The sequence below is a fragment of the Flavisolibacter ginsenosidimutans genome (assembly GCF_007970805.1).
Lineage (GTDB): Bacteria > Bacteroidota > Bacteroidia > Chitinophagales > Chitinophagaceae > Flavisolibacter > Flavisolibacter ginsenosidimutans.
Genome location: NZ_CP042433.1, coordinates 4,500,680 through 4,519,960, shown reverse-complemented (window position 1 = coordinate 4,519,960; position 19,281 = coordinate 4,500,680). Strand labels below are relative to the sequence as shown.

Annotated in this window: 12 protein-coding genes; 4 read left to right on the top strand and 8 right to left on the bottom strand. The window is 46.5% G+C overall.

Annotation, left to right across the window (positions count from 1 at the left end; all coding sequences use genetic code 11):
• Positions 1 to 86: 86 nt before the first annotated feature.
• Entirely contained in the window at positions 87 to 728 is a 642-nt protein-coding gene (locus FSB75_RS19230; RefSeq protein WP_146790802.1) for a response regulator, read from the bottom strand.
• Positions 721 to 2,727 carry a tetratricopeptide repeat-containing sensor histidine kinase gene (locus tag FSB75_RS19225; protein WP_146790800.1) on the bottom strand — a complete coding sequence of 669 codons (2,007 nt, stop codon included), beginning with the start codon at positions 2,725 to 2,727 and terminating at the stop codon, positions 721 to 723. The genes FSB75_RS19230 and FSB75_RS19225 overlap by 8 nt, the downstream gene beginning before the upstream one ends.
• A gap of 166 nt (positions 2,728 to 2,893) precedes the next feature.
• Here FSB75_RS19225 and FSB75_RS19220 point away from each other — a divergent pair, with 166 nt between their 5' ends.
• Together FSB75_RS19220 and FSB75_RS19215 are read left to right on the top strand one after the other, a co-directional pair.
• Positions 2,894 to 4,456, top strand: a complete 1,563-nt coding sequence (locus tag FSB75_RS19220; RefSeq protein WP_146790798.1) for an Ig-like domain-containing protein — start codon at positions 2,894 to 2,896, stop codon at positions 4,454 to 4,456.
• A 436-nt stretch (positions 4,457 to 4,892) separates the two neighbouring features.
• Positions 4,893 to 5,159: a hypothetical protein gene (locus tag FSB75_RS19215; protein WP_146790796.1), complete on the top strand. Its 267-nt coding sequence runs from the start codon at positions 4,893 to 4,895 to the stop codon at positions 5,157 to 5,159.
• A 200-nt stretch (positions 5,160 to 5,359) separates the two neighbouring features.
• Here the strand turns inward: FSB75_RS19215 and FSB75_RS19210 are convergent, their stop codons facing one another.
• From FSB75_RS19210 to FSB75_RS19185, 6 genes are all read right to left on the bottom strand, one after another.
• Positions 5,360 to 6,379, bottom strand: coding sequence for a hypothetical protein (locus FSB75_RS19210; protein WP_146790794.1), 1,020 nt, complete (start codon positions 6,377 to 6,379; stop codon positions 5,360 to 5,362).
• 43 nt (positions 6,380 to 6,422) lie between these two features.
• A complete protein-coding gene (locus FSB75_RS19205; protein ID WP_172623229.1) occupies positions 6,423 to 7,727 on the bottom strand; it encodes an OmpA family protein in 1,305 nt (434 codons plus the stop codon).
• 167 nt (positions 7,728 to 7,894) lie between these two features.
• On the bottom strand, positions 7,895 to 8,491 hold the full coding sequence (locus FSB75_RS19200) for a hypothetical protein (RefSeq protein WP_194162065.1): 597 nt from the start codon (positions 8,489 to 8,491) through the stop codon (positions 7,895 to 7,897).
• Between the two features lie 1,074 nt (positions 8,492 to 9,565).
• Positions 9,566 to 10,747 carry a T9SS type A sorting domain-containing protein gene (locus tag FSB75_RS19195; protein ID WP_146790790.1) on the bottom strand — a complete coding sequence of 394 codons (1,182 nt, stop codon included), beginning with the start codon at positions 10,745 to 10,747 and terminating at the stop codon, positions 9,566 to 9,568.
• A gap of 123 nt (positions 10,748 to 10,870) precedes the next feature.
• Positions 10,871 to 12,055 (bottom strand): hypothetical protein, encoded by a 1,185-nt coding sequence (locus FSB75_RS19190; RefSeq protein ID WP_146790788.1) that lies wholly within the window; start codon positions 12,053 to 12,055, stop codon positions 10,871 to 10,873.
• Between the two features lie 144 nt (positions 12,056 to 12,199).
• Positions 12,200 to 16,561 (bottom strand): RHS repeat protein, encoded by a 4,362-nt coding sequence (locus FSB75_RS19185; RefSeq protein ID WP_172623228.1) that lies wholly within the window; start codon positions 16,559 to 16,561, stop codon positions 12,200 to 12,202.
• Between the two features lie 1,059 nt (positions 16,562 to 17,620).
• Here FSB75_RS19185 and FSB75_RS19180 point away from each other — a divergent pair.
• Entirely contained in the window at positions 17,621 to 18,028 is a 408-nt protein-coding gene (locus tag FSB75_RS19180; protein WP_146790783.1) for a hypothetical protein, read from the top strand.
• A 40-nt stretch (positions 18,029 to 18,068) separates the two neighbouring features.
• Positions 18,069 to 18,341 (top strand): hypothetical protein, encoded by a 273-nt coding sequence (locus FSB75_RS19175; protein WP_146790781.1) that lies wholly within the window; start codon positions 18,069 to 18,071, stop codon positions 18,339 to 18,341.
• The last annotated feature ends 940 nt before the right edge of the window (positions 18,342 to 19,281 follow it).

Below are 19,281 nucleotides of genomic sequence, written 5' to 3'. Positions count from 1 at the left end.
GAAAGCAGTGCAAAACAAGAAAAGAGAGAGCATCTGTGTTTGCGTAGAAACGTTGGATTAAACAAATCAGCACAACTACGTAGCCGCTAATCCATCAGCCCTCGCTTGATGGCTTCCTTCACCAAGCCTGCGGTGTTTTTAACATCCAGCTTCTGGTTGATGTTGAGGCGATGCGTTTCTACCGTGCGCAGCGAGATAAACAGTTTGTCGGCAATTTCCTGGCTGGACAAACCTTCCGCAACCAACTTTAAAATTTCTTTCTCCCGCTTTGTCAGCGGTACTTCATAAATAGACCGCCGCTGACCAGTAAGACTTTCCTGTAACAAAATTTTCTTGATGGTTTCGTCCATGTACTCTTCGCCTTGCATGACGGTTTCGATGGCTTTAACGATGGTATGTTTGTCGCTGTTCTTTAACAAGTAGCCCTTGGCGCCGCTGCGAAAAATCTGCTTTACATAGTTCGAGTCGTCAAAGGAACTGAAGGCAATAATTTTTACGTTGGAATGTTGCCGCAAAACCTGCTTGCACAAATCAATGCCGTTCATTTCCGGCATTTGAATGTCCATCAGCAATACATCGGGAACAACGGTTCGAAATCGCTCCAAAAGCTCCCGGCCACTTTGCGTTGTGAATACCACATCCAGGTTATCGAATGCATTGAGCATGGTTTTTAAACCGTCAATTACAACGGCATGATCGTCTATGATTGCCAGGCGCACTTTAGTCATGTACTGTTAGGATTTCTTTTTTTAGTTCCGCAACGTCAAACTCAAGGTAAGCACTCACGCCGCTTTGTTCCGAGGCTTCTACTTCTAATTTTCCATTCATGGCCTTAATGCGGCTTTGCAGGCTGCGCAAACCCATTCCTTCTTTGCCTCCATCGTTTGAAAAGCCAACGCCGTTGTCTTCAATGGAGATGGAAAGTAGGTCCTTCTGTTGTGTCAGTTGCACCATGGCCTGCGTGGCTTGGGAATGCTTGATGATGTTGTTTACCAGTTCCTGTACAATGCGGTAAACCGATAGCTCGAAGCCGTCGTCAAAGCGATCGACCTCACCCCAACTGTCGTACTCAATGTGAAGCGTGCGGCTGTTGTTCACACTGGCACAATAGCGGCGAAGCGCTTCGTCAAGTCCGTGTTGCAACAGCACTTCCGGCATCAGGTTGTGCGAGGTCTTTCGAACCTCCTGGGTGGCTTCGTTCAACAACTTCATGCCTTGCCGGTAGCCTTCCGTACTTTCCAGTTCATCGGCCATCGGCATGCTGCTGAAGTGCATCTTCACCGCCGCCAGCATACCGGCTACGCCGTCGTGTAAGTCTTTGGCAATGCGGCTGCGTTCTTTTTCTTCGCCTTGCATTAAGGCTTGCAGCAACTGCAATTCTTTTTGCTGCTGAATTGCTTTCAGTTCTTTTTGATGCAGTCGCCTCTTGTGTCTTGCCCTGATGAACAACAAAGCAGCAATCAGCAGCGCCACCACAAGGGCAGCCAATGTATAATACATATAGTTACGGTTCTTTTGAAGTTGTAAATCTTTTTGCGCCAGTTGCAATTTGTTCTCGGAAATGACTTTTTCTTTTTCTGCCGTCTGGTATTGTGTTTCCAGTTTGGCAACCGTCTCCCGGTTTTCTTCGCTCAACGTAGAGTCTTTGTAAGCAATGGATTTTTCGAAAAAATCAAAGGCCGCTTTGTAGTCTCCCAAAGCGTATTTGGTATTGGCCAATTTTTCGTAAAGGTTCCGGCCGTAAAAAGCCATGTTGTTCACTGCCTGTAACTCTTTCAACCCTTGCATCAACAGCGCTTCTTCTTTTCGGTATTCCTTTTTTTCGTGGTACGCATCGGCAAGGTCAAGAAAGGAGGTTATGTAAAGCTGACGGTCGCTCTCCTTCGCCAATTGCATCGAACGTTGGGCCGCATAAATTGCCGAATCCAGATTGCCCAAACCCGTATAGCATATCGACAGCAAATGATAAGATTTGGAAAGAGCAATCGGCTCGTCCTGCAGCTTCGCCAACCTCACCGCTTCCCGTGCATAGTTTAAGCCAGACGCAAAATCTTTTTTCACTTCATTGGCGTGACTAACGCTTACCAGCGCCAGCACCAACTGCGACGTGTCACCCAGTTTCTTTGCCGCGGCAATTGCTTTTTCGCCGTACGCCAATGCTTTCGGTACGTTCTCCATTGTGCCGTACAAGGACGACACATTGGTATTCAGCAGCGCGTAGGTAGTGAGAAGGTCTTGCTTTGTTGATTTGCTTTCTTTTTCCAGGTCCGTTGCTTCAATCCTTTCAATGCCTTCCATGTAATAATGAATGGCGCTGTCCACCCGGCCAAGCTGCCTTAGGTTAGCGCCCATGTTGTTGTAAATCGCAAGAACGTCAGCAACATTTTTCGTGTTCCGGTAATAGTTCAAAGCCAGGCGGTAGTAGTTGATTGCATCCTGATAAGCACCTTCCTGTCCGTGTATATAACCAATGCGCTTGTAAGCCACAGCAAGCCCCAGATCATAATGGAGTTGTTCGCTCAGTTTTTGCCCTTGTTCTAAAATTTCGATGGCTTTCTTGTTGTCTATACCAAAGTAGGTTCTTGCAAAAGCCAGCAGACGGTTTGCCTTTGCAGTGTCATCGGGCAAACGTTGAAGGCGAAGCAAAGCGGTGTCCTGCGCAAAAGCTACAGAGCCAAGCCCAATTAGCAGGCAGAAAAACAACAGTCGTTTGGTTTGTCTTGTCATGATTGCTACAAACTTATTTCACGCTCCGTAAAAGCCGAAATGCAAATTTCTACCGTACAGCTTTTGCTCTTCTACGTAGTACTACGGATTTCAAAAATGCATAAGTAATACGGACAACGGCACAGCCATGAGCTGGTAGTTTTGGCCGCATTTAAAATAACCGGTTATGAAACTGAAATTGATTGCCGCGCTACTGTTACTGCAAACCATCACCCTGGCGCAAACAAAAACCTGCACGGCCAATTGCCCGGCGCTAAGCGTGCTGCTGCTGGACTTTGACGTGAAAGCTTTAACGGAAAATACCAACCCAGAAATCTATAAGCGGCTTTACTACATCGCACCAACCCTGCGCAAGAAAGTCCAAAGCGCTCCTTCCTGCCTGGAATATTATGACGTCAACGAAAAAAATCCCGAAACCATTTTTGCCGGTGGTGTTACTTCAGCCAACTTGTTTCTGCCTCCTGCCGGTGCCCTTAGCTTTTGCGAATACCTTCTCACCGGAAACATCACTGGAGAAGGCACCGTTTTCCTCTTGACAGTAAACATCGAAACGGCCATCACCCGGAAAAAAATTAAAACCGTGAACCTTCCCTTTTCTTTCTCCGAAGGCGAAACATACAACAGCGTTGCCGAAAAAGCGGCAGCGCTGTTGGGCTCATTGCAACAAACAATTACTGACTACGAGACAACCGAAAGAGAAACAAACGTGAAGGTTGTGTACGGCAAGCCGGTGGTCAACAGCGAGGAGGAAAAAGAATTGCTGGTTGTAAAACCAAAGAAAACCAAACTGGTTCTTGGTGAAGAAACAGAAGTAGAAATCAACTTGAAAGACTGCGATGGGTATCCGCTAAAAAACCGGCTCGTGTCGTTTAAAGCCGAAATGTACGACAGCGCTTTGCGCAAAGGCACTTACGGCGGAACGGTGACGCCATCAACCGTTACAACCGATGCAGCCGGCAAAGCCAAAGTAAAATTCAAGGCAGCGCCTGAATACGTGTTCGCCGCCATCGTTGCCCATTACTCGTTTGAACAGCCTTGCGGAAGAAAAGACGTGATAACAGGCAGTGCTGCCATTGACCTGCAGCAAAAGCCCTACAAAGTAATTGTGCAATACAGCAAGCGGTTGAAAGAAGACACAGATTACAGCAACGCTACATCGGAGTACACCGAACGAAGAGAAGGGACACACAACTACCTTGCACAATACCAAGCCGAGTTCTATTACGTTCCGCGGCACCCCTTGGAGAAGTTGGCGATTGCATCGAACGATGACGCAACGGACGCTAAAATTTACATGGCGGAGGAGAAAGGCAGGTCATCTGATATTGGCTTTTTGCATTACCTGCGTCGGTCAACAAAAGGAGAACTAATTGCAGACTATCAAAACGTAAACAACCTGCAGGGGCGGTTAACCGAAGACGAGAAAGCCGCCGCTTTTCTAGACACAACCGGCATTCACAACTTCGGCTTGATCCTGAACCTGAAAGTAACCGGAACCTTCAACAACAACCTTGTGGAACCGGATATTCTGAACGCTGCCACGGTTTCCGCTTCTTCGTTAAACAAGCCGAAAGAAGTGAATTATTATTCGCACCCAATGAACGATCCTGATTTCCCTTACCAGCGCCTTTGCCGTTTCTTGTACGAGTTTAATTCATTAAAAAACGACAACGGGGTATTGACCAAAGCGGTTGAATTTTTAAAAATAAAAGTGCTGATAGAAAAGTAATGCGCCTGTTGCCGAGCAAGCAGAATGATTGTCGTCGCAGTCGTCTCTTTCTGCATTTTTTAAGAGAAACAGAGACTCTGAAAGATTGTTACGCAACGCACGCTTATAAATCCAAACGCCCCTCCTAATTCCCAACGGGAAAGCGAAACAAAAACACGCATTCAAGCCATTGCAACAGATGATTGACCCGCCGGGCCGCTTTTACCGATATTGATTGGAAACTCCTTTGAGTTTCTTGCTCCCGTTGACGAATCTGGAAAGTATCTCTACGTTTCTAAAACGACTTTCGAGGCATGTGATTACACAACGACAAATCGCTTGGCTACAAAACCGTCGAAATGTTGGGTACCAATTGATTTGCCTACTTGAACTCGGCTGAATTGCCCTAACTGCCGGATCAATTCAGCAAATTCTTCGGGGGAGAATAGAGCTTTGTGTGCCCACTTCTTTTCGTAAAGCCGCAGACGAACGACACTGTCTGGAAGCCATTGTGATCAACCAGCTTTACAACCCGTCATCAACGCCGTCGTTGTTTTGGCAAGACATCACTCAACGGATAGAAACAGAAGAAAAATTAAAGGAGTTGCACCTGCTAAAAGCCGTCATGGAAGGCGAAGAAAAAGAACGCGGCCGCATTGCACAAGAACTTATTCGCAACATCGGTAAACATGCAAGTCCTGCCACCAATGCCCGGCGCAACTGAGCCAACAACAGCTTTGCTCAGCCTCACAATAGAAGATGATGACGGCGGTTTTAACGCCCACCGTCAAACAAACGTGACGGGTTTGCAATCAGTAAAAAGGCGAGTAGAAGTCATGAACTGACGCATGGAAATCCAAACGGGAAAAGGCAAAGGAATCAGCGTTTATTTGAAGTTCGAAATTCAGGCATAAAACTTTCTCCTCATTGCGCAGGTATCTTTTTAAAATTGTCGATAGCCTGTTCTGTAGCCAAACGGTTTGCAGCCACTTGGGTAACAATGCCGCTAATCCTGGCAGCAGTATAATGCAGGTGATAAAGCATTGCCATAACTCTCTCTTGTACGTCGGCTATTACCGGCAAAAGTTGTTTGTCGTTTCCGGCAAGGTTTTTACCAAAGTTTGTAGCCTGTAAGATACCGTCCAGTTGGGCCGCAGCGGTTTTAAAGCGGGCAAGGTTTACGCTCCACCAGGCGTATTGATCACGGTAATAGTCTCCATATTCTGCTTGTATTGTACCGCTCCATTTTTTTGTTACGGCAATTGATTTATCGGGGTCGGATACGTCGGCCAGTGCGTCAAAGCCTTCAAAAAGTTTGACCTTCTTTTTCGGTACGGCCGTTAGTTCTTTTGTATACTGTTCGTTCAAGACATTAATCTTCGGATCGGAAAGAATCATCGGCTCACGCTCCCGTGCTTCGTCAAAAAACCGCTCCCAGTTCACGCTGTTTTCAATACGCACAAGTTGTTCATGCAAGCCTTGTCCGGCGCCGCTCAGCGGCGCATTAATCTTCGTCCAGGATTGCTTGGTAATGCCGGGACGGTGGTCAATCCAATCGCTGAAAATAGAGAAGCTACTTTCTTCCCACGACGCATTAAGTGTGGCGAAATCACGCAGCAGCCTTTGCTCTTCGGCACTAAATTTTAAGCGGAACTTTTGGTCTGCGGCGGCCTTCTTTGCGTTGGCCTGGAAGTAATCGAACAAAGGTTTTAAACCTTGCTTTTTGATCGCTTCTATTTCACTCATTGCCGATTTGTAATCGGTGGGAATTTCACCAAAACCGAGTTTGCCGTATGCCTGCTGTGCTGCGGCCAAATCTTTTGGCAGCAAGGGCATCTTTTCCAGCAATTCCTTGAAAGGAATGTCTGCAATGCTTTGTGCACGGGATGAGCCAGCAAGAGCAAGCATCAAAACAAAAACGAAAAGTTTTTTATAAAAACGCATGAATATAAAATTGAAAGATTAGTTTTTGTACCAAGCAATATTGCTACTGCTTTATAAATTCCACCCGGCGGTTTTTTGCTTTGCCTTCTTTGGTGTTGTTGTCCGAAACCGGCTGCGCTTCGCCTTTGCCGTCGGTTTGCATGCGGCTTGCGTCAATGCCGAATTGCGTTGCCAAGGCCTGTTTAACCGAAGCAGCCCTGCGTCTAGAAAGGTCCAGGTTTTTGGCGTCATCGCCGTCGTTGTCGGTGTGCCCGACGATCTTCACGTTCACCGCAGCGTTTTCCTTCAACACCTTTGCAATCTCCTGCAATACGCCAAAGCTTTCGGGTTTTATTTTATCCGAATTCACATCAAACAAAATTCCTGTGGTCACTAGTTTTCCTTCGGCAATCAACTTGCTGCGCATGTCCGGGGAGCCTTGTGCAAACTTGATGTTGGTGATGTAATAGCCCACGTTTTCTTCGTTGTAGTTAGAGGACGCCACGCCAAGACCAATGCGGTTGAAAGCTGCGTTTTCGGGAACCGCCTGCGGTACGTCGTAAATTTTTTCGCCGTTCATCCACAGCCGGAAGCGCTCCTTCTGCACCCAAATGGCAAAATGCACCGGCTGGCCGTAATTCTCTCCCAGCCTGGTTAACGGTTTTGGCGAATTGCTGAACGTTTCTGTACCGGCTTTTTCACTTCGCAGGTAGATGCTTGAGTTGGCCTCAGCGGCTGGCCCAATCGCAATCTTCATGGCGCTCAGGCCTGACTGCGAATTAAAAAAGTTCCTGCCTTTTTCATCACCGGCAACGCTGTTTAGCAAGTAGAGGTCTAGCTCCGGAAAAACATAACTAAGATCTTGATCGGTATAATTTAAAACGAGGTCAAATTCAGCCGTAAAATTTTCCGGTAAGCTTTTGATGTAAGGCGAAAGAAACAAACCGTTTTGAAACATGCGCAGCCACTTGTTCTCCCTGCCTTTAATCGTTACGGTTTCGCCGCGGCTGCTGGTGGCCCATTTCAGGGGAAACTCGCCGATAACGTCCTGCGAAAAATCTTCGGTGTACACAATGTTTTCGCCGGGAATAAAATCGTAGTGCGAATAACTTTCAAAAGAAGCCGTTGTCGTCGCCGGTTTTGGTTCCCCCGCAGCGGTCCTGCCTTCGCTCTTTTCCTCTTTTTGTTTTGAAGCAGTGCCCTCTTTTTTTACGCCTTCTTCGGCTTTATCCAGCGCTTTGTCCATGCCCTCGTCGGCGCGCTGCTCTGCACGATCTCTTACTTTTTGCTTTAGCTTACCCAAGAGACCTCCCTGGCAAAAACCCGCCAGGGGCAAAAGCACAATAAGTGCGAAGAAAAATTTTTTCATGTTGGTCATTTTGCGTTGATAGATTTGGTTTGTTGGTTGTTGACAGGATCAGTTAACGGTGCAAAGAAATTTTGCGCACGACTAATTTTTATGCGTAGTAAAGCGGCTCTTTCAAAATCGGTAGAACTACGTAGAACGGTTGAACGAGCCGCTTTATCGGCTTCGCTTTATTGCGCAAAGCTGTACACGAACACGGGGTTTTGTTTAGCCGTGTCGGTGCTGTTGTAGATGTAAAGCAGCGGCTTACCCGAAGATTTATCAATCTCCCACAGCAACGTTTCCGGCTTCAGGTCAGCCCCTTCTGCTTTGCGTGTGGTGGTACCGTTTTCGGAGCAGCCTTTTTTCACCGTTTTAAAATTGCCTTCCACGGGATAAAACGTGAGCTTGTCGACGCCTTCAAAGACAACGGTTCCTTTCTTCGTGGTATAGATTTCCGTAACGCAATTGGAAGCATTGCGAAGGCCGAGGTATTGCGTAAACTCTAATCGTCCCTGCCCTTGCACCTCGGTAAAATTGTATTGTCTTGCCGCTTCTGTTCCGTTGCCTACCTCGTGGCCGTCACGGTCGTAATAAGAAACAGGTCCAATGCTGCCCCAGAACCACAAGCCGCCTTTTAAGGCTGCCGGTATTGACGTTGAGAGGGAGTTCTTGTAAAGGTCATCCTGTTGTTGAGCGTCGGTCGATTTTTTACAGGAGAGGAATGAAACCGTAAGGACGACAAGAAACGTCTTGATGTAAAAGCTGTTTGGCTGAAAAAGAAGCACGATGTTTTGTTTTTAAAATGAATAAGATGAACGAGCAAACCATTTTCAAACAGGTCGTAAACCTGTCGAAGCAACTACGTATTGTTTGAAAAATTTTTAGTCTAACGAGAAGAACCACTGTCGCGTCTTTCATCACAAGGTTCCTAATACAAGACTGCAAAACAACTTTGTAATTGGATTCTTTTTTTCAGTAAGAAACATGGTTTTTCAAACTCAGTGGTAATACGTAAAGTGAGTTTGTTTTTCATCAGGTTCTGCTGACATTTTCTGGCACGTTTGAGATGGGACAAAATAGAATGAGGGTGAAAGAACGATGCGAAAAGCCATTTCATGATGACCGCGCAATTTCATGAAGGCTTGGATCGGTTTTTAAAGGTGATTACGAACGTTGAGCCAAGAATTACGTTGGCGCTAAATGATTTCAGGTTACCGATACGGGGAGAGGTCTCACCAGCAAAGGGAGGTCAAAAAGAAAGCCAGTAGCGGGGTTATCAGAGGAGAGCATTGAAACACTTTACACCGTCAGCAGTGTACCGATGCAAAGTTATGAGACACCGAAACCGGTATCGAGTAACCGCTGGTGTTAGCAATGTCCAGCCGTTTGTAAAGCAAGTAGCTGCACCTACGGGTTGACCCGAAAAACGTCGTTGCTTTTGCTCGTTGCGTTGGAAATAATTGCTGACCAAAAGGGCACGAATGTTTTATTTATTTCGTGTACGTCCCACCCATTAAAAGTTCTTGTATCCATGTAAATCGAGAAAGCAAACCTTCGACAAGCGGAAGGTAAAAACCGACAAGACAGAATACCGGACAAAGGTCGAACCACCTTCAATAAAAGCTTATAACTGTTGAACAGTTTAAAACCAATCAATTAGTTTGAATAATATGATTAAACGCTCTAATAACCGGTTCGACCTTTGTCCGCTCTTTCTTCCACCAACTTTGAAAAGCCGAACTTAATAGAGTTCGGCTTTTGCGTCTTACTTCCACTCGTGTTATCGCCGGAAATAACATACGTCGTTATTTCCGGCGATTTTGAATTGGACTTATATAGTTCGTCTTAACTCCTGCTCTTTACTCAAGCGCAACTTTCACGTTTTTAACAGTGTTGTCAATGCCCCTTACCTGCACTGTGTAAACGCCAGCCGCTAACCCGTTTACAACAATTATGCGTTTACTCTCTCCCCCTTCGTTAATGAGGACTGTTTTGCCTTCCGCATTGAGCAAGGTTATCCTTGCCGTTTTCATCCCTTCAGGTAACACAACGTTGATGGTGTTTTTCGCCGGGTTTGGATACACCATCACGTCTGCGGTTCCCGCACAATTGCTGAAAACTTCCCGCACCGGACTGTAGGCATATTTCCCGTCCTTATCAACAATGTGCAGCCGGTAAAAAATTTTTCCTGCGGGATTGTTTTTGTCTACAAAGCTATACAGCTTGCCTGCGGAAGCCGTCACCCGGCCAATTTCATCATAGTCCTGCGCATTCAGGCTTCGTTCAACGCCGTAGTAAGCCGTGTTTATTTCCTGTGCCGTTTGCCAGGTTAAGGTTACGTTGCATTTCTTTTCCGCGGCGTCAAATCGTTGCAGCAAAACAGGCAGGGGTATGGCAAGTTGAATTATTGAAAGTGCTTCACCGTTGCCGCTTCCGCCGTTGAGCGGCGGGCCCGTATGCGTGTTGGCGTAAAAAGGCGCAGGATAGTTTGTAATGTCGCCCAACGTATTGGGCTGAAAATACCAATAGGCATTTTGCGTTTGGCCACCGCCCGGCAGACTGACCATCTTGACGGCACTGACACCGCAACCGGCGGTGCAGCCTTCGAGTGCAATGCGAAAGATTAACTGTTCAACATCCGCCGTCCAATCGTGTGCAGCGTTTGCCGTTCCGGCAAAAATAAAGGTGTAGATGTAGTGGGAAACGCCGCCAATGTTTTCCTGCGAAACCACAACTTCCCGTGCGGTGCTACCCAAGTTGTTCACCAGGAAATTGGGACGAAGCCCCGTTATGCCGGGCACAAGGCCGACACCGTTGGCCCCAACACCCGATGAGCCCAGGGAAGGCGCCGGTTGGGCACTGGCCGGTATGGCCAGCGAAAAGGTCATCGCTTCGTCTTTTTGCGAAAACGATGCGGAAGGCTTCAGGTAAATCTCCAGAACGCCGGCGGCCGTTCCGGGTTTGATGGTGCCCTGCATTTTGGGTTGGCTCCAGGCCGGCCACGCAAGGATGATGAAAAGCGGAATCAATATCTTTTTCATAACGATTGTTTTTTAAGTGTTTTATCCTTTTCACGACAGTAGTCATCTTTTATATCCGGCCAAAAGCCTTCAGTACCGAAACTCCTAATTTGCCCATTGCTTATTGCTTATTGCCAATTGCTCTCACTGTTGTTCCACCAACTGCGTGCTGAGCGAACCGGATAGCACGGTATTGAGCAAGAAATTCTGGTCGTTGCCCGGCCCGTTCCACTTGATGTTGCCGTTCATGTTTACATCTTCCGGTGCATATACATTGCTGATGGTGAGCGACAGCGAACCACCCAATTTGTTGTTGAGTATCTGGTTCTGGTCGTTGTTGGGACCGGAATATTTTACCACCGAAGTACTCAACGCATTGCCGCCCCTCATGCACCACACCGTGCCCACCTGCACCGGTGAAGGATAGGGTTGATTGCTGAAGCTCTTGTAATTCGCGGTGGTGAAATCATAGCTGCCTGCACCGGCCGTAAAATCCACCGCTTCTGCGCTGCGAATGGCAAGATGATTACGGTGCCTGACGGTAACGTAGTAAGCCCCCGAAGCAATGTTGGCAAAACTGATTTGGTTGTTGCTGCCGTCTGTTTCTACGAGGCTTCCATCTTGTGTAACAAAAGCGGCTCTTCTGGCAACAACCGAGGATGGTGCGTTGGGATCTCTTAACTCAATGAGCACCCAATCGACAATTGAAGGATGCGCAGCAAAGAAACCAACGCCGACGGCTTCTGTGCCAGCGTAGTTAAAGCCAGCACTGTTGTAAGGTTGTGTAACCGCATAGGTTTGTAAGATGCCCAGTGTGTTGAGGTCGTTGTTCATCTGGCCCGTGCCGGTGTTGTATGCTCCCTGCAACAATACTTTCCCGCTGAATGTTACTCCATTGCCATTGCAGGCAGCCAGGGGATAATCCATTACACGAATAGCGGCATAGCTGTAAAAGGGACAAGTGCCGATGGTCTGTTTTGCCTGTACGCTGACCGTGTATTTGCTGCCGGCTGTAACAGGGATGGTGGCCGTGCAATTGTTGGCCGCATCGCAGTTGATGGCGGTTGCAGAGATGCTATCCATTGTATGGGTTGTGGCGTTGTTGTAAATGGCGTTTACGGCGTACTCCTGGTTGGCAATACCATTCCACTTAACGACCATGGTAGAACAGGTGGAAGAAACAAGGCTGACACCCGTTGGCGGTTGCACCGAAGGGCTGATGACCTTGCCATTGCTACAGGTAATAGGCGGGCCACCCGCACAGGATTGTGCTATGGATTTGCTGCTACCGAGCAAAAAAATTATTAAGCTAATTAAAAAGTATTTCATGTTGAGGCGTTTTGTTATGATTGAATTAGTTTTTGTTTCGTGGGGTTGGGATTGGTGGAGTTGTGTGTTTTTCGATGGGTCTGCCCGCCTACTCAGAGCCTTTGTAAGGTGCGATTTAAGGGGAAGGAAGAGAGATCGTTTAGATTATTTTTTACATGCACATTTGGGCCTAAAATTTCCACTGCAACGCCATAAATCTTCTTTACCGTCGTAATACCGGTAACAATCAGCGTCGGTGGTCTCGACCTTAACCAAGACGCATTTGCATTGTTTATCTTCACATGTAAAGGATGCACACTTCTGACTGAATTCGACCCAAAACTTGCTAGTATAAGCATTTTCAAATGCTTGTAGAGCTTGCCCGTAGTAACTCATATCATTAAATGGTAATGTAGAAGGCCATTTCCAAAAAGTTGAAGAATGGTCAACTTCACACAACATGTCTGGTGGCACTAATCCTGTCGGGTCAGAAACATTCACAGTATTGTTTTTAGCAATTCTATAAAGATTATAATCATTTGCATCAAACCTTATTAGATCTGTCTGCATAAACCTTCCTAAGGTTTGGTGGTACATTCGATTTCGGTAGTCATACAAGTCAACCTGTGAAATGTATTCTCTACCAGTAAACATGAAGCGGTTGCTATAGTTGCTGAAAGGAATAACAGTGCCTGCAGCATTTTTAATTGTTGCTGCTCCAAATACATCATAATTATATTTCTCAACCACATTTCCGGCATTATCTGTTAACCGCACCACGCTACCCAGTCCATTATAATGGTAATAAACCGTATTGGCAGGCGATGTCTTTGAAATAATTTCATCTATCCTGTCGCCATTCAGATAACTGTTTATAACTGCACCTGATCCATCTCTTTCTTCAATCAAGCTCCAACCGTCGTAGTAGTAATAAACTGGGTTACCAAAGGAGCTTCGCTTTACGCAGCGGTTCCGTCCATCGTATTGGAACTCGATCACACTTGGCCCTTGTTCTGCTCTAATCAGGCGGTTCTGTGCATCGTAGGTATAGGTCCAGAAGTTATAAGTTGCCAGGTTTCCGTTAGCGTCATAGGTTGCCGGGTTAGCACCAACGGCTGTGTACTGGTTTAAGATATTGGTTAGATAATTGGTCGGCACACTGTTGTCGGTAACGGTTGTGCGGTTACCCGCCGGATCCCACAGATAGTTCACTGCTCTTGCCGGTGCGCCGGGTGTGCCATCGGGATTGGTCACATTGTATTTTACATCAGTTACCTGGTCAATGGGATCGTAAGCATATACATCACCATTGGCGTTATCATACTGCACGTATTTCCGCCGGTGTACTGCATCATAGTCATAATTGTATTTTGCAAAAGAGACAGTTCCCTTGCGGTTATCGAGGCTTAGCAGGTTGTTGTCATCGTTGTACGTGTAAAGCGTGTTGGTTCCGTTGTTCAGTACTTTACCAATCCTGTTCCCGTTAAGATCATACGTGTAGCTTGCAATGCACGGTGTCGTTAACGTACCAATCGTGGACATCTGGTTTCTGCCGGTATAATCGTAATTAACCCATAGCCCCGATGGTTCAATTAAGATACTTCTTAGCCCGTCGGCATTGTACGAATACGAAACCACTTTTGGCCCCGTGCCTGTCACGTTGGTGCTTTCGAGCAGCACTTCGTTGGCATCGCTGTAAGTGTATTGCATATCACTTACAGAACTGGCGATTCGGGTAATCCGGCTGGCCGCATCGTAAGTTTTACTAACATCCGGTGTGGCGTCGCTCCAGTCGCTTAAAATTTCACGGTTGCGGTTGTCGTAAGTATAAGTCCTCACATCCCCTCTGCGGTTGCGGTAAGTAGCCAGGTTGCTGACGGCATCGTAGGCATATTGCTCAAAGCTTCCCGCCGGGTAAATCATCTTCGTTTTCCTGTTCAAAACATCATACGAAAAGTTGTATTCATTGCCTTTAGGGTCCGTGAGCTTGATCATGTTGCCCTCCGCATCATAAGCCCATTGTGTTTGCTGCGCTTTTGGGTCAACCTCTTTTATCCGGCGGTCCATCACGTCGTAGGTATAGTTGGATATACCGCCATCAGCCCGTCTTAATGTTAGTTGATTTCCCTTTGCATCGTATGTGTATTCGGTGCGGTGGTTCAGGGGATCAACGTCTGCTTTCAGCCGGTCTCTTGTGTCGTATTCTTTCTTCCACAATCTACCTCGAGGATCAACTATTGTGTCAAGGTTGCCTTTCAAATTGTATTGATAACTGGTTGTAGCGGCATCGGCTGAACCTGCACCAACCATTTCGCCAATCTTTCGCCACTCCACATCATAGGTATAAGTGGTCATTCTGCCACTGGGCAACGTAATCTTGGTAGGAGTATTCTTTTCATGGCTGCAGCCGCAAACGCCGCCCGGCAGGTCGTAGGAGTAAGTGGTCATTCTGTTTAGCGGATCTTTCTTTGTCTTTGGCCGTTTAAATTCATCGTAAGAAGTTGACCATGTTTTGCCCAGTTCATTGGTTTCCGTCAGGCGGTTGCCAAAAGCATCATAGGTATAAGTTTTAAAGCTGTTATCAGCATTGATCATCTTTGTCAGCAGGCCTCTTTCGTTGTATTCATATTTGGTAGTGTTATCTCTTGCATCGGTTACTTGCGCCAGACGGTCGGCTGCATCGTATGCGTAAGCAGTTACATTTCCTGCACAATCCGCAAAGCTGGTTTTAAGACCAGTGGCATTGTAAGCGAAATGTTCTGTACAGCCGTTTTTCCGGCGGTGATCCAGCACCTCGCTAAAATTGTTATAGGTGAAGGTTTCAAAGGTTCCGTCGGGATAATCAATCCGGGTTGGCCGGTGCCGGATGTCGCGGGTGTAAGTGGTCATCCTTCCCAGATGATCCTTGTAGGTGAGCACAAGGTCCAGCGTATCTCTTGTCCATTCTTCCGTGCTGCCATCAGGATAAGTAATTTTCAAAGGATTGCCATAGATGGTTTTCGCATTATAAGTAGTGGTTCTACCCAAGGCATCGGTAACCGTTTGCAGAAATCCCAGTCCATTGTCGTCATAGGTATATTGTGTGGTAGCCCTCGCGCCATCGGTGCGTTTGTTAACGGAACCCGCCAGGCTGTCCGGCATGTTGATCGTATGAATACTGCCATTGGCGTACAGTACCTTTCTGTCGTCGCCACTTGCATCCAGCGTAGCCATCACTTGGCCGGTTAGGCCATTTTTTTCCTGGTGAATAATGCCGGCAATCCCCACACCGTTTCCGGCATAGCTGTATCGCATATTGGTGGCTTCATTATTCAGGCGGGGATCAACAGCATGTGCCAGATCGAATTTCATCCCAGGAGCAATCTGGCTGTACTCGTATTGCGCCTGCGTGCCATCTCCATAGGCTGCTGAGCGCAACCGGATATGCTGGAGCAAACCATCGCTTACCGTATCGTAGTTGTAGTGTAAGCTGCGCCCATCGCTGGTAATTGCCTGCAGCGGGTCGCTTATCTGTGTTCGTGGCGAAAAGGTGATCTCCAAATACCTTCCGGCCGGCTCTGTAATCCGTTTTTTGTAGTTGATATTGTCGTAAGTAACGGTATAAACATTCTGGAACTGGTCGCGGAGTTCGCGAAGAAAAAAATGCGTTGCCGTTCCAATCACGACTTTCTCAAACCGGTAACGGTGACCGTTAGCCAGTTGCAGGTAAAAGTCATTGCCATATTGAAAAAGACGGCTATCTACCCCCGGTAGAGGCAACCATTTTGTGGGGTCTGAAGTACTCTGGGTAAAAGTAGTGGTCGCATCATCATCCGGGTAATGCAGGTCTATTTTTGCCTGCCCGGATGAATTTGTCCCGGCATCAAAAAGCAGGTAGTTAAAGGCTGGTTGCCAGCTACGGGGAATGTCACGGCTGTTGTAATGCCTTGTCATTACCATCGGAATTTCTCCCACAGCTCCCCATATTTCCAAATCACGCATGGCACGGGTAACATTCCCGTTATAAGGGTCAAAAAGGTTAATGCCTTCCTCTTCACAGGGTATACATCTGTTCTTTTTGTTGTTCCCGCAAAGCGGGCAGCTACTGGAGTCTGCGGCAGTTCGGTGATATTGGTGCGCAGTGCCGTTCACCCATACCTGTATCACTTTTTCGTCAAAACCATTGGTTAGCAAAACCCGAAACAAGCCCAATTGGTCCGTTGTAGTAAAGTTGAACACACATTTTTTGTCTGCATCCAGGGAAATGGCTTTTACAAAAACGCCTTCATCCAGTTTGCCGCCATCCAGTACCTGCGCTACTACTTTTTCCCCGGCTTTTGCATCGGGATATGCTACTTCAATAGGCAGTACGCTGTTGGGCTGCACACCGTCGAGCCGCTGAAAGTAGCCGCCGTCCGTAGGTTTAAGCTGGTAGGATTTACCGTCATAAGCAATCTTGCATTCGGCCTTTTCAATTGTTTGCTTTTGCTGGCTGAAAGTTTTCGGCGGAAGCAGGAAAACGCCAGCCATAACAAGGAGAACCGGCATAAGCAGCGGTTTGGGCGGTTTTGCCCATAGAATTGAATAATGTTTCATCATTGTAGGTTTTAATGATGGTTTTAAGAAAGCAGCACCGGCATTTAAACAGAGCGGGATTAAGAAGTTTTGTTTCGGAAGGGATTGATCAACTTTGCGAATTCGAATATAGATTGTTGAATATGTATTTTCAATGATGGTCGTCAGTACAAACCATTGATTGTGGTTAGTGCAAGTAAACTTCTTGGTAAGCAAACAAACGACTGACAGCGGCGGCCATCGAGAGTTGGCCAATGTTGGCGATGGCGTGATATTGAGCCGAAAAGGTTAACAAGATCGAGTTGATACTTTGCTAAGCTTCCTCTGTCACCGTGGGTTTGAATGCGTTCAAGCGGCGCTCTATCTTACAATAGGGTTTGGACTCGTATTGCTTTTGTACGTACAAGCGAAGGCGAAATGGAATGCACAGGTCTGTGGCAAACCGCAACGCAAAGCATAAGAGAACTCAATACAGCCAATTAAACAATTCGAAAAAAAGCGTTCAAAAATCTTGGTTAGTTCGAAACTATTAGACTGGCTTTTGCCGTACTGTTATCAACACAACTTGAGTGCATTGACCTTCAATATATCAAAGGCTCCAAATTCACCCGGATAGAATGGGAGACAAAGCTCGAACCACCTTCAAGGTGAGCCCCGAAACTCTAAATAAATATTAATCAACTCATTAAATAGGATAATATCACTAAGTCCAGTAATAACTCGTTCGACCTTTGTCCGCTATGCTCCACCCGATGCGCTGTTACGCTTAGGAATGTAGACATTGAGTAGCGATTTCATTTTTTGCGAACAAACCAGGATGATTTGGTTGTTGCGTTACTTTGTGTACTTTTAACGAAGTGCATTTGATTTCTTAATCGCAAGCATTCACAATCCTGCCCTTGCCGATTCCTCCCTTTTGAAAGGATTGCTGTTGACCTTACTTCTTTTGCTTTTTTAATCGGATTGTTCGCCTAAGCACTTTGATACAACACCACCCACAGATGAAAGCTGTTGACAATTAAAAAATGGTTTATGGCCATATATTTCAGAGGCGCAGAAGCGGTTCCCTTGAATGGGAAACAAGCACACGTCGCAAACGGCATTCACAACAGCGAGCCTACGGCAGAAGCACTCGAGACATTAACCGGTGATGCAGGGAGTCGGGCGGGGCAAAAACTTCGTTGGATACCATTGCATCCAGCAAAACGAGGAATTAAAGACTACTCTCTGCCGCTAGTTTTTTTCGCAGGCCTTGTCGTTGGCTGCGTGGCTTCAAACGCATCAAAAAAAGAACGCGACGTGTACAGCGAACTGGCACCGTCGTCGGAGGTGGCCTACAAGATGAAAACTACCCTGCTGAAGGCAAATTTGCTTTTACAGGGCATGGACACGGTGATTGAAAACGCAAACAAAAATTCTTACATCGAAGAGGGTAAATAGCCTTCCCTATTTTTTAATCAATTTAAAATTATGCCGCATCATGAGTGAAATTAGAGTACAATATTGGCACAACGGCCAGCCTTACCGCCTCGACGAAGGTCAATTTAAAAGGGAAGATCTTCTTTCTTATGCAAAAGAAATACAAGCGAAGTACAAACCGTTTGCCGACAGAATTAATTCCGAGGGAGGTTATCTTGACGTAACGCTTTCACCCAATTCAAAATCAAAAAACGGCATTTGCTTCGAACCCGAATTAAGTGCCGTTACACCGGACTTGAAAAGCGAGATTGAAAAAACAATTTCCTCTCGTTAGCCGGTAAAAAATAAACTACAGCAGAGAAGGATGAAAAACCTGCGACGGCTTTCCTGAAATAAAGTGACTTAGAAGCAGCCTGTTTTTACAGGGGCTTTTCGTTTAAAGTCTTTTCCTGCGGAGTCTAAGCCCTGATTAAACCAAGCGCTTCGCTTTTGGTCTTACCTGCTTTTGTAATGACCATTTACCTCGTCTTTAAATTGCACACACCAAAACACGAACTGATGAAGTATTTCTTGGCCTGCCTGTTTTTGTTGAGCAGCGTAGTTTTCTTTGACAGGGGCCTCAGGAAGCCTCACCGCTATCGCAGCAACCACGCAATTATCATCGGTATCCTTTTAATCATTTTGGAGGTTTTCACGGTCGCCTATTAATCTTGTTCAATGCTCGGTAATTGATTTAAACAACGTGAAGAAAAACGCCGCTGCCATAAAAATGCTGCAAGGCGAGCAAGCACATTTGCTTGAAAGGTACCCGCACCGATTGCCGTTGTCTTAATTGTGTTTAGGACAAAACAACTGCAGACAAGAAGATTTTAGAAAATTCGTTACCGGCAACATGCAATTATTATCTTCAAATTCTTTCCCTTATTGCGCAGTTGTTTTTAGACCAGCTCCTGTTTTTTACGAAGGCTTTTGTTCCCAAAACGGATGGTTACTACCGTGAATTTTCCCGCTGTACCGGGGAGAATCCCCGGATTGTTTTTTTTAATGCAACGCCCATCTTTGCGGCAGGTTTTTCATAGGATATTGGATTTTTCTCAGGCCTTCGTTTCTACGAGGGCTTTTTGCTGCGAAAACACAAACAGTTCACTGGACTATTCCTTTTTATCTTTTTTAGTTCCGGCTCTTGCATATACAGGATGCGCATTGTTCCTTTGCAACGGGAATTCCGATCAATACACCTCTATCCTGCCCGAAAACACCCACCACCGATTCTG

What these genes read in the sequence shown, in the direction of transcription:
- FSB75_RS19190 (WP_146790788.1), bottom strand. Translation starts at nt 12,055, where the DNA reads ATGAAATACTTTTTAATTAGCTTAATAATTTTTTTGCTCGGTAGCAGC.
- FSB75_RS19185 (WP_172623228.1), bottom strand. Translation starts at nt 16,561, where the DNA reads ATGCCGGTTCTCCTTGTTATGGCTGGCGTTTTCCTGCTTCCGCCGAAA.
- FSB75_RS19180 (WP_146790783.1), top strand. Translation starts at nt 17,621, where the DNA reads ATGGCCATATATTTCAGAGGCGCAGAAGCGGTTCCCTTGAATGGGAAA.
- FSB75_RS19210 (WP_146790794.1), bottom strand. Translation starts at nt 6,379, where the DNA reads ATGCGTTTTTATAAAAAACTTTTCGTTTTTGTTTTGATGCTTGCTCTT.
- FSB75_RS19205 (WP_172623229.1), bottom strand. Translation starts at nt 7,727, where the DNA reads ATGAAAAAATTTTTCTTCGCACTTATTGTGCTTTTGCCCCTGGCGGGT.
- FSB75_RS19220 (WP_146790798.1), top strand. Translation starts at nt 2,894, where the DNA reads ATGAAACTGAAATTGATTGCCGCGCTACTGTTACTGCAAACCATCACC.
- FSB75_RS19175 (WP_146790781.1), top strand. Translation starts at nt 18,069, where the DNA reads ATGAGTGAAATTAGAGTACAATATTGGCACAACGGCCAGCCTTACCGC.
- FSB75_RS19225 (WP_146790800.1), bottom strand. Translation starts at nt 2,727, where the DNA reads ATGACAAGACAAACCAAACGACTGTTGTTTTTCTGCCTGCTAATTGGG.
- FSB75_RS19230 (WP_146790802.1), bottom strand. Translation starts at nt 728, where the DNA reads ATGACTAAAGTGCGCCTGGCAATCATAGACGATCATGCCGTTGTAATT.
- FSB75_RS19195 (WP_146790790.1), bottom strand. Translation starts at nt 10,747, where the DNA reads ATGAAAAAGATATTGATTCCGCTTTTCATCATCCTTGCGTGGCCGGCC.